The following is a 16,734-nucleotide window of genomic DNA, read 5'->3' as shown; positions in this document are numbered from 1 at the left end:
TCGGGCTTCATTCCGCATGAAGAAGATGATCCAATGACTGTACGCTTCGAAAGAACAGGGCACCCCTCCCCCAATCGCTGCAATCCTCATGTAGACGATGATGGTTCAACCGACTGCTGGATGCGCAGAATGGCCTCCATCAGAGTTAGTACCGTGTTTAACGTGTCACCGGGAAGGTCTTCGATCAGCTTGATCAAACGGCGTCGCTTGCTAGCCTCTTCAGGGGTTTCACCCCAGAGGTGAGGAGCTGCAGCAAACAGTAAATCGTCGGGGGCGAAACCGAGGATTTCGCTGAGGTGGATCAGTTGGGTTACGTGCAGCTTCGAAACGCTGCGCTCATAACGGCCGTACACCTGCTCGGCCAACCCAAGAAGGGGGGCCAACTCTGCCCTTGTCAGTTTCTGCTCATCCCGTGCCTTGCGAAGCGCGCTGGCGATTTTCTCATCCATTTCTTTGTCAGTTAGAATCCCGCCGAATCCCGGCCGGCGGTATACGATTTTTTCGGTCTTGGGCTCGCGGCTCTCAACGAGCCCCGCCTTTTGAATGTATCCTGCAGATTTAGTTGTCATGCATCCATGCCTTCCCCAACGGCAGATACATACATCACCCATCAGGCGGTTGGCTATGCGTTTCCATAGGCTTGTTCGGCAACCAGAATGACCGCTTTCTCAACAAGCGCGTTTTCACGTGCCTAGGCATAACGGCTCGACAACGGAGCAGTTCCTCATGTCAGATCAGAAGGTCAGCGACGAGCTCGTCGAACTCATTCGAAACCACGCCTCCGTTGCAAAACAGGAAAAGCAAACGCACCTTGGTTTGGTCACTCACGAACTTGATGCCGACCAATGGCGGCGGCTACGCGACGAGGAAAAGGCCGCACAGGCGCGCCTCATCGAATGGAAGCCTGCCACGCCATATGACGCCCTGATCAAACTGAGCTATCTCCTAAGATTCTCGGCGGAACGCGGAAGGCCCCTTCATGACGCGTCGCTGGCGATCGTGTTGAACTCCGTAAACCAGTTCGATCCCGGGGGTTAGGCCCCCGCAGGTGTGGAAGTAAAGCGCGTGATCAGCCTGGCATTAGATCAGTCGTTCAAATCGAAGTAGTAGCGCGTCGCCTTTCCTGTTTTCTGATCATCGATGTCGAAAAAGTAGGGTCGTTCGCGAGGCGTACGCGGTTTGAATTCCTGATAATGACAACTGCCCCAACCGCTATAGACACGGGAAACGCCGTCCTTCGTCAGTTCGGTCCGAACCCGATCGCGGTTTCCGAAATGACTTCGCCCATCCTTGCAGGTCGACACCTTCCGGATACATCGAGAGAGCTCGTCCTTACTGGGATATTCAGAATTCTTCTCTCCAGCTGTTGGGGTCCAACCAGCAGGGCAGTCGGCATAATGTTCGTAACCGGGTTCTCCGGCACCACCCTCCGGACATATCGGCCAGGAGAAGCCGGGCTGCTTCATAGCGGAGATCAATTTCTCCATGGGCGGATGGCATTGCGGTACTCCATGCCACGACGGATTAGAAGAGGCCGCACAAAGAAGAACTTCGCATCCCCATTCGCTAGTTTCCGCTCGACCGGTATGGAAAATGGTAACAGTGAGAATGGCGATGAGCAGACAGATACGCACCATTGTCGATCCTGTGATTTGTTAAGTTATCGATCGGTTCGAATTGGCGGTTGTCGGGCGTCTAGGAATGGCGGCGAAATCTCGCTTTGCCGCTCGCCAAGCAGATTGCGATCGGCAACGGGTCGACGATACTTCGTACGGTCGACGGCCTTGCGGCGCCACTCGTTCATATCGAGAACGTAGGTCCCCCACATTCCATACCGGGCCGACATCGCATATCGTTGGGTCGCGATATATTGGGCATCGATTTGAGCAGACGGTATGACACGCGACCACCCGACGCGGAGCATTTCCAGAGCAATATCGCGGCCGCGCACGGTACATAGCGCGCGCAGAACACCATCTGCATCATAAGCCACGCCGTGACATACGACGCTGTTGTTTCCAACCACCCGTCGAAGCCAGGCCTTTGCCAGCGGACCACATGGGACCGGTCGCAACGCTATGTTTTTGGTATCCGGCGACGATTTGATATCGAAACTCCACTGCGGCAGTTCGCACGCGTCGATTTGGAACAGGCGCACCTTTGCCGCTGATCGTGGATACCACAATGTGCGGCCGTCGATGACCGCTACCCGTCCGCTAAACACTGGCAGCTTTATCGCTGGCGGATAAGTACCGCCCGCCGGAAAACTGAGAACCGGGTCCGCAGCGCCCGCTGATGGGGCAAGTGCGACCAGGCAAAGCGCAAGCAAAGAACCTCTTTGGATCATGGTTCCCCCTTGGCTCTTTCCCGAGCTGCACGACTGAGCAGTACCGATGGATGCTGAACGTCGGAGAACTGCCAAAGCCCGGCCTTGCGTTCTCTCGCCCCCTGCTCTGCAACAGCATATGTAGGGTTGATGGGAAGCCCGGCGCCATCGAGCGCGGCAAACGAATAGCCTTCCGTGATAAGTATCGCCGCCAAATCCAACGCCTTTTCGCCAACATTGGCAAAGCAGACCACATAATTGAGCTCGTCAGCCCGCGCGACCGGCGCACATTTCGGATGGGTGTCTTTGATGAATGCGGCGAATACGGCGACCGATGCATCCCCGCAATCCAGTTTTTGTCCGGCACTGTTGGTAAAGGTTGTTCCTCTGAGGCAGGACTGAACCCCGTAGAGACGATATCGCTCACCGTTGTTGGACCAGGTGTCGCCGCTCTCCAGAGTGACGCCAGGCTGGAGTTCGAGATATTCAGGCCCAGCACCCGTCACGCGAAAGGCCAGCGCGAAAAACACCAGGCAGGCGCCGATAAAAGCCGCCGTCCTCATTGCTGAACGATCCTCGGATCCGCCCACATGCCGAAACCGCCGCGGCCGATATTTTCAGCTGGAGCCAGATCAGGCCGCATCAGTGTTCCGTCCGGCTTCCTCGACAGCCGAAGCGCGCCGAGCGAAACGAGCTGATCTTCGAAATTGTCGATCGTATCGAGTGTACCCGGATAGTTATAGTAGCCGAAGCAGGTCGCGTCCTGAGCCGGCGCATCCTTCTCGGAGAGGAAGACTCTACAAAAGATGACCCGCGGTGATTTCAGCAAGATTTGCAACTGTTCCATCGCGTAGTCCTCGCAGCGGCCGGCAAAATTCTCTTGCCTGTTGATCATTTCGCCCTGACACGGTTCGAGACCGAAGAGGTGCAAGGCAATCTTGTCGTCGACGCGAATGTCCGTCGGTGAGACCGCTTTGAAGCCGCTCACCGACGCGAAACCCCTCCGGTCAACGATTTTATTGCTGCCGTCATAATACTCGATCACGAGTACGGTATTGCCTGGGACCGCCAGCGACCTGACATAGCTGGCGTCAACGGTCCCGGCCGCCGCGGCGGGCAATGCCACCGACAGCCCACATAACATAAGGGACGCCGGCAATCGGAGGATTGTTACTATTTTGGTTATCACGTCACACCACTAAAAGTTTCATTTCTGGTCTTCCACTTTCAGATTTTTCGATGTAGCAGTTATCCATAATGGTAACATGCTTTGCTGAGATATACCGCGTTTTCGACGGGCTCTCAATGGGGCGCCACCCTAAAAAGTCGATGAAGGGCACCGCATGAGAGGCATTTCGATTTCGACACTGGTTGCCATTGCGACAGCGACATCGTTACGATTCGCCAACGCTAACGATCTGAAACAGTTTGATTTATCACGATTTTATGAAAATTCTGATCTGGATCTGAGCGTCCTGGAACGAAATCGACTGGACATCGACCATTGGGCGCCGAACGAGCCAATCGAATATAGCCTCAGTGAGGAGGGCCACCTCTCACTATATCGTGTTGGTCAAGCGACCGCAGAGAATTTGAATAATTATGGTAATTCTTCCATTCAGGACAATAGTTTGCAATCGGCGTCGATGTTCTCCATGTCGGACGCATCACAGCCACTACCAGATTATCAAAACGATAATGTGGACGGGGCTGCCCGAGCCGATGGAAAGTGCGGCCCCTCACCCCTTACTCCCGTTGAAATCGAGTCATTGGTTTCACGGACTGCCGATCGGTACGGTGTCGATATTGGCCTTGCCAAGGCAATCGCTTGGACGGAGAGCAGATTCGATCAGATCCGCAACAGCCCCAAGGGCGCCCGCGGGCCTATGCAACTGATACCCGCAACGGCCAAACGGTTTGGCGTCAGTGACGTTTGCGATCCGGCGTCGAATATAGAGGGTGGCGTCCGTTATATCAGATCCCTCATCGACCAGTTCGGCAATCCGCTACTCGCAGTGGCGGCTTACAACGCCGGGGAGCAGCCAATCTACGATCACGGTGGCATCCCGCCATTCGCCGAGACCGTGGGATACGTCGCTGCGATCATGAATTACCAGCTGGGCCTCAGCACCCCTCGGCGAAGCGGCAGCGCGCAAAGCCGAGCGCAAGATCCCTTTGCACAAGCCAGCGCGGACGCAACCAGCACCATCATCGGAAAGACCGGCATCGCCAAATTCGTCAGCGGCGTCATGCAGTTTTAAAAGGAAAGGCACATGAAAATCACGCTTTCGTCCAGCCAACCGCAGATGCTCCGAGCGGCTGCGACATCTTCGCTCATCATCGCAACGCAGTTCATCGGCGCTGATCTCGTGATGGCGCAAGCGACCAATCAGGCCTTCGCGCCATTGCAGACCGTCGTGCAAGCCGTTGTCGACTTCATCACCGGTCCGTTCGGCCGTCTGATCGCTATCATCGCTGTGATTGGCCTCGGCTTCCTTGCCTTTGCGGGCCGCCTGAGCTGGTTCACGGCCGGCGCTGTCGTCCTTGGAATCGGTCTGGTGTTTGGCGCACCAGCGATCGTCGATCAGCTCATATCGACCGTCGGAAACTGAACCATGGCCGAGATCGAGGATGAAAAGCCCGTACTGACGCCTCTCGTCATCGGCTTAACACGCTCACCGACCCTATGGGGTGTTCCCTATATGGCGATCGTGGCCGTCATCGGCCTGACGATCATTGCGTGGCTGGCGACCAACCGGCTCTGGGCGCTCACCACCGCCCCCCTTGCCTACCTCATCCTCTTCACCCTTTGCACCTGGGACAGTCGCATCCTCGACGTCCTTCAAGTGGCATCGCGCCTGACCCCGAAAACGCCGAACCAGACCTTCTGGGGCGCCAATTCCTACGGACCGTGACGCCATGTTGAAAATCATTCGCGAAGAACTCGGGTTTGGAAATGTTGGACATCGCGAGAAGCCGATGTCCAAACACATCCCCTATCTCCGACATGTCGCCGATACCGTCATCAAGCTCGAAAACGGCGCCCTGCTCTCCATCGTCAAGTTGGACGGCTTATTCTTCCAGACGGAAGACCAGGCCGAACTCAACATGCGTTCCGTCGTCCAGAACACAATGATCCGTGCTCTCGGATCGAGCCGGTATTCTGTCTGGTCAACTGTCGTCCGCCGGCAGGTGCAAACGGACATCGAGGGCGAGTTCGACGATCCGTTCTGCAGGATCCTCGATGGCCGGTATATGCAGCAACTGCGCGAAAAGCGCATGTTCACCAATGAGCTTTACCTGACCATCCTGCGTTCAGGCATGCGTGGCGCCCTGGCAATTGGCGACAAGGCCCGCCGCTTTCTTAATAGGACAACTGGACGAGACGTCGGCGACCATCATTTGAGCGAATCCACAAACGAGCTCGAAGAATTGGTGGGCAATATCTGCCGGGACCTCCAGAAATACGGGGGCCGTCCGTTGGGTATTGTTCATCGAAACAACGAACCCTATTCCGAGCCTTGCGAGTTTTTCAATTCGATTTTGAGCTGTGGCGTCCCCCGGAAGATGCGGCTGCCGCGGATGGGGCTTGCCAACTTCGTCGGCACCTCGCGGCTGCATTTCTCACGGCGAACGTTGCAGGCGCAAGGCGCCACCAACGACGATAACCGGTTTGGCGCTATTCTTTCGATCAAGGAATACCCTCCCTTCACCGGACCGGGCATGCTTGATGGTCTCCTGCAGGTCAATCACGAGTTCATTCTGACGCAATCCTTCACGATCACAGACAAGCCGATCGCACAGGAGCGCATCACCCGGCTGAAGCGCCAGATCGCCGCCTCCGACGAGGCCGGCAGCGATGTCGAGAACGATATCGATTTTGCGCTCAACAGCCTGATGAACCAGGAGGCAGTATTCGGCCTTCACCACATGACGCTTCTTTGCCTATCGCGCGACCTTCAGGGCGTCAACAAATCCGTGTCCGATCTCGGTAGCTGCCTCACCGACATGAATATCAACTGGCTGCGCGAAGATCTGAACATGGAAGCAGCCTTCTGGGCGCAGCTGCCCGGCAACCACTCCTACATTGCCCGCAAGGCCCTGCTCTCCAGTGCCAATTTCTCCGGCCTCTCTTCGATGCACAACTTCGCGACCGGTCAGATCGAGGGAGCGCATTGGGGTACACCCATTACCATCCTCGAAACCACGAGTCAGACGCCCTACTGGTTTAATTTCCACCGACGTGACATTGGCCATTTTCTCGTGACCGGTCCGACAGGATCAGGGAAAACCGTCGCCCTCACCTTCCTGCTTGCCCAGGCCTTCCGCGTCAGGCCAGCACCGAGGGCCGTGTTCATCGATAAGGATCGCGGAGCCGAGATATTCGTTCGAGCGATGAACGGAGCCTATGAAGTCCTCACACCAGGGACACCGACCGGCTTTAATCCGCTCCAACTGGAGAACACCGGCCCAAATCGCGATTTCCTGCTGCGGCTTCTTAAATCGATGCTTCGGCGCGGTGATCGCCGAGACTTCGACCAGTCGGAAGATGATATCCTCGAGCGGGCCCTGCAGCGCTTGATGCTGGAGCCGGCAGAACAGCGCAATCTAGCGAACCTGTCCGGCCTATTGATCGGGCGGTCCCGCGCCGATCCCAACGATATGCACGCGCGTTTGCGTCCCTGGATCGAAGGCGAGAAGGCGTGGCTATTCAATGCGCCGCATGACGTTCTAACGCTCGCAGATCGGCGTATCTTCGGTTTCGACATGACCAGCATTCTCGACAACGAGGAGGTCCGCACACCGGCGTTAATGTACGTCTACCATCGATTGGACGAACTTCTCGACGGCAATCCGGTCATGATTTTCATGGACGAGGGCTGGCGCCTTCTGCGCGATCCAACCTTCAGCGACTTCATTGTCGACAAGATGAAAACGATCCGCAAGCTCAACGGCATTCTCGGTTTTGGGACCCAATCTGCCGCCGACATCGCCCGGTCACCAGCGTCTCACACGCTGATTGAGCAGTCATCGACCAATATACATTTCCCCAATCCACGGGCTGATGAAGAGAGCTACATCAAGCGTTTCGGCTTGACCGCGAAAGAATTCGCGTTCGTCCGCAACACCCCACCGGAGCGGCACACGTTCCTGATCAAACATGGCATTGACAGCGTCATCGCCCGGCTAGACCTCGGCTGCATGCCGGACCTCATCAAGGTTTTGTCCGGGCGCAAAGAGACGATCGAAGAATGCGCGCGCCTGCGTGACACATATGGCGCTGAACCAGATTGTTGGCTCGCCAAGTTCTGTGGCTGGGAGGAGGACAAATGAGGACCTTCCTTCGCATCATCCTGCTTACGGTGTTGGGCGATCCGGAGTTCGCAAGGGCCGATGTTCCGGTGCTGGACAACACCACCCTCAAGGAGGATCAACAGCGGGATAAGGCGACAAGCAACATAGAGAACTCGGATCGCGATCGACATACCATCCACACGTCGGTAACCTGCTCAATGTACCGGGCAGCCCGCCGAAACGATCCGGTATCGGCAGCGCAAGCGAACCCGGAGATCTCGGGTCTCGTCAGGCGCGTCGCGTTGGAGGAAGGTGTCGACGACAATCAGTTCCTAGCTCTCGTCTACCAGGAGAGCCGCTTCAACCCTTGTGCAAAATCAGGCGCTGGGGCGACCGGGTTGTCCCAATTGATGCCCAGGACTGCCGCCGAGCTGGGGGTCGACGAAAACAACATCGAGGACAATCTGCGCGGAGGCGCGCGCTACTACAAGCAACAGCTGAAGCGTTACGACGGCAATGTCTCGTTGGCGCTCGCTGCCTATAATTCCGGCCCCGGCAACGTCAATAAGTATGGCGGCATCCCGCCATTCAAGGAAACGCAGGGCTACGTCCGCAACATTACCCGCAACTGGCTTCCAGCGTTTGGCGGAGCCGACAAGTCAGCCATTCCCGTTAATTTCGGCGGTAGCGAAACCGCCTATGCCGGCATGCGCGATTCAACGCTCAACGCGATGGAAACAAGTGCGGCGACCGAGGACAGCCTCGGCAACGTTGCGAGCTGGTACCAGCAGTTGGGTCGCCTCCAGACCGGCAACATACAGGATAGCTGGGATCATAACTCCACCGCGCGCAATGCCAATCTCGAGATGATGAACAACGTCATCAAGATGGGAACTGCGATGGCTGACCTCGTCAACTCCCGCAACGCGGTCTCCGCTTCGAACCTGTCCGGTTCCTCCCGCTCGTCGGAAGTGAACAACGACAGCGACGAACCCCGCCAGACGACCGAACTCTGCGCCGCCAGACAAAACCTGGTGTGGAACGACATCGAAAAGGCCTGCGTCGAGAAACGCGAGGCCGAGAAACAAGTGGACTTGCTGCTGCAACCCCAATGAGGAGACGGGAATGAGAACTTTGCTTTTGGTGCCGGTCGCGCTCGTTTTTTGCTATAGCGCCGCGCATGCGGACGTCCCTGTCATCGACAGAACAAACTACGAGGTAGCCAAACAAACGGCCGATACGACCGACAAGATCCTCAACACCAACAGGGACATCCTGTCGACGGTGAAAGATACGCTGAAGGCCGTGACAGGCGACCGCGGCAGTGCGGCGGCGCCACTGAAGAACCTCGCGATTGGACAAGGTTTCAGCGTCTCGTCGATGCCCTCCTTCGATAGCCTGCTAAAGTCCGGCATTCCAAATTTTGGCAGCATGAGCGGCGATGTCGCCAAGGTCGCAACGACCTTTCTCAATGGGCTGCAGTTGGTCACGTCGCTCTCCGGAAAAAAGGACAGCGATTTCTCCGGCGACAAATCCTACGAACAATTGGTCAGCACAGTCCTTGGAGTCTCTGCGCTGATCACGGGCTCCCAGCAGGCAGTCGAGACCCGGAGAAGCGCCTTCGAACAGGCGGGGCAGCAGATCGGAACCGCTGCGGACATCAAAGGCTCGATCGATCAAAACACGCAGTTGCAGGTGCAGTCCGGCCTGACGCTCAACGAGATGATCGGGGTCATGAACGGCGCGGTCACCTCTCTACAGGCTGAAAACCAGCGGCGTCTGACGGATATCTCCAACAGCAAGAAAACGCTCACTTACGGAAATTGACATGATAAGAGCCGGTATCTTTGCCGCCCTCCTTCTGATGGGTATGGCCCTGGTGGGCTGCGGCACCGTCAAAGAAAAGACTGCACCGTGCAAGCGGCCGGCAAATCTTTCCGCTTATGCCGAGGATCCGCGCGGCCCTTGCGCAGCGATGCGGCTAATCAACGATCCGGTCAGTGCCTTTGAGGCCATCGGCGTGCTTGATCAACACTAGGAGACGGCGATGGAAGACTTTCTCGGCGACCTTCTCGACCGGATTGAGAACTCGGGAACTAGCTTTTCCGAAAGGGCCTATACGATCGTCGGCAACGAGATCATGCCGCTGTTGCAGATGATGTTCATCGCCTACGTCGCCTATTTTGGCCTGCAACTTTTCATGGGAACCGCACGCATCAGCGTCGGAGACATCCTATCCCGGATCGTTCGGATGATGATCATTCTTGCCTTGGTCAGTTCCTGGGGCAACTTCAACAACCTGATTTACCACTGGGTCAACGACACCCCGGAAGATGTCGGCCGCGCCATCCTTGCCGCCTCGGGTACCGGGATAACCGAGCCGACAAATGGCATGTCGATGATCTGGGAGACCGCCAATGAGGCGGCATCGGCCTTTGCCGAGCAGTCCGGTTATTTCTCCATCCTGCCCAGCATGATTGGAGTGCTGATCATGGTCGGCGCCGGGATCTTCATCGCGGTGGCGCTCGCCATCCTCATCCTCGCAAAGGTCATGCTGTGGGTTCTGATCGGCACCTCGCCGATTTTCATCGCCTGCATGTTGTTCGACAGAACGCGCGGATACGGGGTCGGCTGGTTCAACCAGTTGCTCACTTACGCGCTCATCCCGCTCTTCATTTATGTCATAGCCGCCTTCCTGATAGCGGCGATGGACCCAGAACTGAGCAAGATCGATGCTGCCAGTGGAGCGCGAACATTGACGCTGGCTGATGTAGCGGCTTTCCTGTTGCTCTGCGCGGCCGGTGCCTTTGTCATGCTCTACATTCAATCGCTTGGGCAGGGGATTGCCGGCGGCATCGCCGTTGGTCTGGGAAGTGCTGCTGCGAGCTTTGCTCAGCGGGTTGGCGTGCGGATTCCACTTGCAACGGCACGCGGCGGCTACAGCGCCGGACAGGTCGCCGTCAGAACAGGCCGCGCGTTCAATGACCGCTTTCGCGGTGGTGGGGGCGATGGCTCGTCCGGCACTAGATCTGCCATGCAAGCGAAAATCAGCCAACACAGTTCACCGACTTGAGATCACAGGGTCACGCACATTCCAGGGTTTAGGAAGCAATGGCAGATTCAAAGGACATCAGTCTCCGCACCTATTATCAGGACGGTGATATTTGGGAGCAGGAGATCGTCAGGAAAGCAAAACGATCGCGCGCGCTTGCTTGGTTCGTCACGACCATTTTCGGAGGAATCACGCTTCTGAGCCTGGCTGCCCTAGCTATGCTCGTGCCACTCAAGAGCTTCGAACCGTATATCGTCGAAGTCGATAAAAACACCGGCTACGTGGAGGTAAAGACAGGGTTGACAAGGCCGACCAGTCTGACCGAACAACAAGCTGTCACCCAGGCCAACATTGTTCGCTACATTCGCGCCCGCGAAGGTTACGATCCCTATGCGATCGAACATAATTTCGGGATCGCCGCACTATTGTCGACCGGCAACGCGGCACGCGAACTGCAGGACCTTTATAGCGCCGCAAATGCCAAAAATCCTGCGAAGGTCTACGGCAAGAGCAAACGAGTGACGACCGAGATCGCCTCTGTCACTTTCCCCAACGGCAGCACTGGCATTGTTCGGTTCGCGACCAGCGAACAGTCCGATACGGAAACGATCCCGCGGCACTGGATTGCAGTGGTCCGCTTTCGCTACACCGATACACCAGCCACAAACGAGTGGCGTTTCGAAAACCCGCTCGGCTTTCAGGTCTACGACTACCGGCGCGATCAGGAAACGGTTTCGGGAGACGGCCAATAATGCTGAGACAGGTCCTTTTTGCGGCGGTGATCAGCGCCGGGAACGTCTCGGCTGCGAGTGCCCTGCAGACGCCGACCGCCGGCCGGCTCGATCCCCGTGTCACCAGCGTCGTCTACCAGCCGAACAACGTCGTCCGTGTCTTCGCAACCTACGGCATCTCAACCATGATCATTTTCGATGAAGACGAGAAATTCGAGACTATTGCACTCGGCGACACCGATAGCTGGGATGTGGTGCCTACCGATAAGGGCAACATACTCTTCGTCAAACCGAAGGGAAAAAACGTCGCGACCAATCTGAATGTCGTGACGACCAAAAGGATCTACTATCTCGAACTCAATGACCACGCACCGGAAGATGGCAAAAAGGTCTTCGGCATTCGCTTTGTTTATCCGGACAAAGACTTGAACGCATCCCTGCGCAAGCAAGCGGAAGAGCGCGCCACCAGCCCGAACACTTCGGGCATCGACAAAGCCAACGTTAATATCGACTATTCCTTCTCGGGCGACAGCCAGTTGAAGCCGACGATGGTTTTCGACGACGGAAAGAAGACATTCTTCAAGTTCGGTCCGCGCGTGCCTGCGATCTTCGCGGTAAATGCCGATTTCACGGAGACGCTTCGCAACTTCCGCCGAGAAGGCGATTACATCGTCGTTGATGGCACGGCCACCCAGTACACGCTGAGGGACGGCAATCAGTGGACGTGCATCTTTAATCTGCGCAAGCCCGATGTCGGGGCGCCGGATCCCGACATTATGGCGCCCGTGCCGGATGACACGGCGACCATTCGCAGAAGGAGTGGCAACAAATGAACCGCTCCCCCGAACTGGAAGCCATGATATCCGCCGATGAGGCGGAGGTTCAGGACAAACGTGCCCGTCGCAAGCAGGTGATAGGAAGTGCAGCTCTGCTGCTGGGTGGCGCAGCCCTCGCCTATGTGGTGGTGTTTGTGCCTCAAGAACGGCCGCAAGACATCACACAAGGCGACGAGGAATTTACGACGACAACCTTCCGTCCGCCCTCTTTCCTTCGAACCGATGAAAAGCCGCCGGAAAAACAGCCCGATCCGGTGATCAAACTGCCCGACCCGCCGCCTGACGAGACGGAGGATAGGCCTTCTGACACCACACAGTTTGTCGTTCCCCCGCCGCCGGGCATCATCGAGATCGAAGGAGAGACGCCACAACAACAACCGGACAAGGTCGAGGAATTTCCCAAACGGTTCCTTTCGAAACAGATCGTGGTGGACTCGGCCAACGCGGACGCCAACGATGGGACACTCGGATCGAACACCGGCGATGGCCCGACCGCCGCAGGTGAAGATCGCAGCAGCAAGTTTCTGGCAACAGCGTCCGCAATCGGCGACCGGTCGGCCAAGGCGCGCCAGATCGGGCGCATAGATGCGATGATACCAGAGGGAACGCTTGTGCCCGGCCTCCTGGAGACCGCGATCAATAGCGACTTGCCTGGGCAAATCCGCGCCATCGTAGCGCAGGATGTCTATTCTTTCGACGGACGCCGCGTGTTGATCCCGACCGGCACGCGGCTAATCGGTGAATATCAGTCCGACATCACCCGCGGTCAGAAGCGCATCTTTGTGATCTGGACACGGCTCCTGCGTGATGACGGCGTGTCGATACGGTTGAACAGCATCGGAACAGATAGCCTGGGTCGGTCCGGCCTCTCCGGCATCGTTAACAACAAATGGCGCGAGCGGTTCGGGTCGGCAATCCTGCTTTCCATCGTCGGCGCCGGTGCAAGCTATCTCACTGGTTATGGCACCGGCCAGACCAGTAGCATCACCGGCGAGGAGACAAACTCCGATCGCGCCGCCGAGCTTGCACGCGAGACAATTGCCCAGACCTTTTCCGACATGGCCAACCAGGCGCTCGCGGAGAACCTGAGGATTCCGCCGACGATAAGCGTTCACCAGGGCGAGCGCATCTTCGTCTATGTCCGCCAGGACCTCGATTTCTCCGCGATGTATCCGGATCCCATCGAGGAAGCCTTGAAGGAGATCAAGCATGAGCGAGGCCTTCGCCAGAATTAAAGCCGCTGAGAACAGCCCGTATTATTTCCTCGATCGCGCACTCGATCCGCTGCGCCTATTCCTGGCCGATCCTGAAGTCCTCGAAATCTCGGTCAACCGACCGGGGCAGGTGTATATCGAACGTCTTGGCGCAGAGCAGATGGAGCACCATCACATCCCGGCGCTGACTGCCGCGGAAATCGAGAACATAGGTGAACGTGTTGCCGGCGCCACGCAACAGTTCATAAGCCGCATCAATCCGATCCTGAGCGCGGCTCTGCCGTCCGGGGAACGCATTCAGATTGTGCTTCCGCCGGCGGCCGCCGACGGTGGCGCGATTTCCATCAGAAAACAGGTCACCAGCGATTTCAGCCTTGAGCAATATCGCGACAACGGCTCGCTCGAGAAGGTGTCGGTTACCATGGCAGGTCTCAGCGCGATTGATCGGGAGCTGATCGAGCATCTTCGCGCCGAACGGATCTATGAATTCATCAGCACCGCTATTCTGAAACGTGTTTCGATTCTGATCAGCGGCGGCACATCGACTGGCAAGACGACATTTCTAAATGCCTGCCTGAAAACGATCGATGGATCGGAGCGCATTCTGACGCTTGAAGACACCCGCGAGCTTTTCCCGCCGCAAAAGAATGCTGTCCATCTTCTGGCCTCGCGTGGCGAGCAGGGAACGGCCCATGTCACGATCCAGTCGCTCCTTGAAGCATCGTTGCGGATGCGGCCAGATCGGTTGTTTGTCGGCGAAATCAGAGGTGCTGAGGCGTTCGCTTTCCTCCGCGCGATCAACACTGGCCACCCGGGCAGTATGTCGACCGTCCATGCCGACACGCCAATGGGAGCTTACGAGCAACTCGCCATGATGATGCAGCAGGCCGGTATGTCGTCCGGCTATTCGAAACAGGATCTGATGTCCTACATCAAAATGGTGATCCCCATCGTGATCCAGTTGCGTCGAGACGGGGGTCGGCGCGGCATCTCGGAGATCTTCTTCGCTCGGCATTCGGGATGAGCAAGTCCTACCAGGCAGTCTACCTGATTATCTGCACCCTCATTGCTGCTGCCACCTGGATGCTCAGCTACGGCCTCATCCTTCAGCTTGGCTTCAAGGATGGCCGTATCTTCCGGTTGACGGTGACCAGCAATCCGTTCGCACCTTTCCAGCAATTGCTTCTCTATCCCGAGAGCCGACCACTACAAATTGCAGCCCTCGGCGCTTTGGCACCGGCTGTAGTGATGGCTGTAGCTGCTGGGATCTTTGGATTGAGACGACGTTCAAATCCGCTGGGTGATGCTGCGTTCCAGGACACGGCGTCGCTTCGACAGGGCAAGTGGTTTCGCAAAGATGGGCATATCTTGGGACGTCACGGGCGGCACATCCTTCGTCGCAAGGACGACCGGCATCACCTTGTCATCGGACCAACCCGTTCGGGAAAAGGTGTTGGCTATGTGATCCCGAACGCACTGATGCATCCAGGGTCGATGATCGTCACCGATCTCAAAGGCGAGATCTATCAACACACCGCCGCTTATCGCAAACGAGCCGGCCACCAAGTCTATCTGTTCTCCCCCGGTTCAGCAAAAACGCAACGATGGAATCCCTTGGACTTCGTCCGATCCGACCGCGGAAGCAGGACGATGGACATACAGAATATGGCGAGCATCCTGATCCCGGAGACCGTTGGTTCGGAGAATGCGGTCTGGCAGGGCACGGCACAGCAAGTGATCGCCGGTGTTATCAGTTACGTGCTCGAAAGCCAGCACTACAGAAACCGCCGGAATCTTGGCGAGGTTAACAGCTTCGTCAATTCCGGGTCTGATCTGCAGGTGTTGATGAAGCTGATCCAGGAGAAGGAACCTGATCTTTCCAAATTCACAATGGAGAGCTTTAACGCCTACATTTCGCTCAACGAAAGAGCCGCCCGCTCTGCCCTGCTCGATATCCAGAAGGCGATGCAGCCGTTCCGAAATGACCGGGTCATCGCTGCGACCAACATCACAGATATTGAACTTGAGGCCATGCGGCGCAAACCCGTGTCGGTGTACCTCGCACCGAACATTACGGACATCACAATTCTTCGTCCTCTCCTAACACTGTTTGTCCAACAGATCATGGAGCTGCTGACGCGCCAGCTCGATGTGAGCGCCCTGCCCGTCTATTTTCTGCTCGATGAATTCCGACAATTGAAGCGCATGGACGAGATCATGAACAAGCTGCCATATGTGGCCGGCTACAATATCAAGATGGCGTTCATCATCCAGGACCTGAAGAACCTCGACGAGATCTACGGCGAGACATCGCGGCATTCGCTTCTCGGAAATTGTGGACTACAGCTCATGCTCGGGGCCAACGATCAGGTGACCGCCGAGTATGTTTCGCGTGCTCTTGGAAAGAAGACCATCCGATATAAGTCTGAATCCCGCACGCTTGAGCTTATGGGTCTTCCGCGCCGCACAAAGGTCGAGCAGATTCGCGAGCGTGATCTGCTCATGCCCCAGGAGGTAAGGCAGATGCCGGAGGATCGCATGGTGTTGATGGTGGAGGGGCAGAGGCCAATCTTCGGGCGCAAGCTTAGATTCCACGAGATGGAACCCTTCCAGTCTGCTGTTCGGTATTCCTTGGAGCATGTGCCCGAGGTACCGGAGGTCGACTACGTCGTCGCGCGCACTGTTCCTGCACTTGCGCCAGGGTACGATGGGCACGACAACTTGGTCACCGTGCGCGACGCTATCGACCACATGAAAGATTCGGTCGATTCGGCGCCTCCAGATCGGTATCAGGATGTCGTGGCCAAAACTATGCGGCCGCCACGAAAGAACCCAAAGTCCGGTGGCAACTCCCGCTCTCCCGACTCAGATCGAGTAAGCGCATCGGTGCTTGAACGGATAGCCGATGCGGAAGACCGATTGGTCCCAAGCGGCAAACGCCTCGCGGAAATCGTCGGCCAGAAGCGTGGAGAAAAGCGGTTATCGTCTGCTCGTCGGAAGACGATCAATGACATTCTACAACAGACAATCCCTGACCCCGTCGAGCTTGGGCTAGAGATAGGTTGACTTCGCGATCCATGAGGGAACCGCAACATTTTAAAAACACGTCAATTTCCGCGGTAGTATGTGATCAGAGGGGGATTCTCGAAATCATTGGACCCCATGTAACGCGAAATGAGATCTACCGTCACGCCTGCGGGCGGTCTATCCTTATCTATCAATACAATCTGCGTCTGGGCGACGCCGCCTTCATTCAACTACAAACCATGTTGTAGAAGCT

19 protein-coding genes are annotated in these 16,734 nt (G+C 56.8%); 14 read left to right on the top strand and 5 right to left on the bottom strand.

Going from position 1 to position 16,734, the window contains the following annotated elements; all coding sequences use genetic code 11:
• Positions 1 to 86 precede the first annotated feature (86 nt).
• Entirely contained in the window at positions 87 to 569 is a 483-nt protein-coding gene (locus BLU15_RS35295; RefSeq protein ID WP_090301810.1) for a helix-turn-helix transcriptional regulator, read from the bottom strand.
• A 157-nt stretch (positions 570 to 726) separates the two neighbouring features.
• Between BLU15_RS35295 and BLU15_RS35290 the strand changes: the two genes are divergently transcribed.
• The gene (locus BLU15_RS35290; RefSeq protein ID WP_090301808.1) at positions 727 to 1,038 is read left to right on the top strand and encodes a hypothetical protein; all 312 of its coding nucleotides are present in this window, start codon (positions 727 to 729) and stop codon (positions 1,036 to 1,038) included.
• Positions 1,039 to 1,085: 47 nt separating this feature from the next.
• Here the strand turns inward: BLU15_RS35290 and BLU15_RS39245 are convergent, their stop codons facing one another.
• The 4 genes from BLU15_RS39245 to BLU15_RS35270 are packed head-to-tail and all read right to left on the bottom strand — an operon-like array spanning position 1,086 to position 3,470.
• Positions 1,086 to 1,637 (bottom strand): hypothetical protein, encoded by a 552-nt coding sequence (locus BLU15_RS39245; RefSeq protein ID WP_143034326.1) that lies wholly within the window; start codon positions 1,635 to 1,637, stop codon positions 1,086 to 1,088.
• A gap of 23 nt (positions 1,638 to 1,660) precedes the next feature.
• On the bottom strand, positions 1,661 to 2,347 hold the full coding sequence (locus BLU15_RS35280; protein WP_143034325.1) for a thermonuclease family protein: 687 nt from the start codon (positions 2,345 to 2,347) through the stop codon (positions 1,661 to 1,663).
• Entirely contained in the window at positions 2,344 to 2,889 is a 546-nt protein-coding gene (locus BLU15_RS35275; RefSeq protein WP_244546918.1) for a thermonuclease family protein, read from the bottom strand. Before BLU15_RS35275 ends, BLU15_RS35280 begins: the two co-directional genes overlap by 4 nt.
• The gene (locus BLU15_RS35270; RefSeq protein ID WP_090301804.1) at positions 2,886 to 3,470 is read right to left on the bottom strand and encodes a hypothetical protein; all 585 of its coding nucleotides are present in this window, start codon (positions 3,468 to 3,470) and stop codon (positions 2,886 to 2,888) included. The genes BLU15_RS35275 and BLU15_RS35270 overlap by 4 nt, the downstream gene beginning before the upstream one ends.
• A 199-nt stretch (positions 3,471 to 3,669) precedes the next feature.
• Here BLU15_RS35270 and BLU15_RS35265 point away from each other — a divergent pair, with 199 nt between their 5' ends.
• Genes BLU15_RS35265 through BLU15_RS35205 form a run of 13 tightly spaced genes read left to right on the top strand, consistent with a single transcriptional unit; the run spans position 3,670 to position 16,520 of the window.
• Positions 3,670 to 4,587: a lytic transglycosylase domain-containing protein gene (locus tag BLU15_RS35265; protein ID WP_244546917.1), complete on the top strand. Its 918-nt coding sequence runs from the start codon at positions 3,670 to 3,672 to the stop codon at positions 4,585 to 4,587.
• A gap of 12 nt (positions 4,588 to 4,599) precedes the next feature.
• Complete coding sequence (locus tag BLU15_RS35260) at positions 4,600 to 4,938, top strand: TrbC/VirB2 family type IV secretion system protein (protein ID WP_090301802.1); 339 nt, start codon at positions 4,600 to 4,602, stop codon at positions 4,936 to 4,938.
• Between the two features lie 3 nt (positions 4,939 to 4,941).
• Positions 4,942 to 5,241 (top strand): VirB3 family type IV secretion system protein, encoded by a 300-nt coding sequence (locus BLU15_RS35255; protein WP_090301800.1) that lies wholly within the window; start codon positions 4,942 to 4,944, stop codon positions 5,239 to 5,241.
• A 4-nt stretch (positions 5,242 to 5,245) separates the two neighbouring features.
• Entirely contained in the window at positions 5,246 to 7,660 is a 2,415-nt protein-coding gene (locus BLU15_RS35250; RefSeq protein WP_090301798.1) for a VirB4 family type IV secretion/conjugal transfer ATPase, read from the top strand.
• Entirely contained in the window at positions 7,657 to 8,736 is a 1,080-nt protein-coding gene (locus BLU15_RS35245; protein WP_090301796.1) for a lytic transglycosylase domain-containing protein, read from the top strand. The genes BLU15_RS35250 and BLU15_RS35245 overlap by 4 nt, the downstream gene beginning before the upstream one ends.
• Positions 8,737 to 8,746: 10 nt before the next feature.
• Positions 8,747 to 9,448, top strand: a complete 702-nt coding sequence (locus BLU15_RS35240) for a type IV secretion system protein (RefSeq protein WP_090301794.1) — start codon at positions 8,747 to 8,749, stop codon at positions 9,446 to 9,448.
• A gap of 1 nt (position 9,449) precedes the next feature.
• Positions 9,450 to 9,659 (top strand): hypothetical protein, encoded by a 210-nt coding sequence (locus tag BLU15_RS35235; protein WP_090301792.1) that lies wholly within the window; start codon positions 9,450 to 9,452, stop codon positions 9,657 to 9,659.
• Positions 9,660 to 9,668: 9 nt separating this feature from the next.
• Complete coding sequence (locus BLU15_RS35230; RefSeq protein WP_090301790.1) at positions 9,669 to 10,694, top strand: TrbL/VirB6 family protein; 1,026 nt, start codon at positions 9,669 to 9,671, stop codon at positions 10,692 to 10,694.
• Between the two features lie 38 nt (positions 10,695 to 10,732).
• Complete coding sequence (locus BLU15_RS35225; RefSeq protein WP_090301788.1) at positions 10,733 to 11,425, top strand: VirB8 family type IV secretion system protein; 693 nt, start codon at positions 10,733 to 10,735, stop codon at positions 11,423 to 11,425.
• Positions 11,425 to 12,237, top strand: coding sequence for a TrbG/VirB9 family P-type conjugative transfer protein (locus BLU15_RS35220; RefSeq protein WP_090301787.1), 813 nt, complete (start codon positions 11,425 to 11,427; stop codon positions 12,235 to 12,237). The genes BLU15_RS35225 and BLU15_RS35220 overlap by 1 nt, the downstream gene beginning before the upstream one ends.
• The gene (virB10, locus tag BLU15_RS35215) at positions 12,234 to 13,475 is read left to right on the top strand and encodes a type IV secretion system protein VirB10 (RefSeq protein ID WP_090301785.1); all 1,242 of its coding nucleotides are present in this window, start codon (positions 12,234 to 12,236) and stop codon (positions 13,473 to 13,475) included. Before BLU15_RS35220 ends, virB10 begins: the two co-directional genes overlap by 4 nt.
• Positions 13,450 to 14,478 (top strand): P-type DNA transfer ATPase VirB11, encoded by a 1,029-nt coding sequence (gene virB11 / locus BLU15_RS35210; protein ID WP_090301783.1) that lies wholly within the window; start codon positions 13,450 to 13,452, stop codon positions 14,476 to 14,478. Before virB10 ends, virB11 begins: the two co-directional genes overlap by 26 nt.
• Complete coding sequence (locus BLU15_RS35205; protein WP_090301781.1) at positions 14,475 to 16,520, top strand: type IV secretory system conjugative DNA transfer family protein; 2,046 nt, start codon at positions 14,475 to 14,477, stop codon at positions 16,518 to 16,520. Before virB11 ends, BLU15_RS35205 begins: the two co-directional genes overlap by 4 nt.
• Positions 16,521 to 16,734 lie beyond the last annotated feature (214 nt).

It is taken from the genome of Ensifer sp. YR511 (assembly GCF_900103045.1).
GTDB lineage: Bacteria > Pseudomonadota > Alphaproteobacteria > Rhizobiales > Rhizobiaceae > Ensifer > Ensifer adhaerens.
This window is presented reverse-complemented; position numbering and strand designations above follow the sequence as displayed.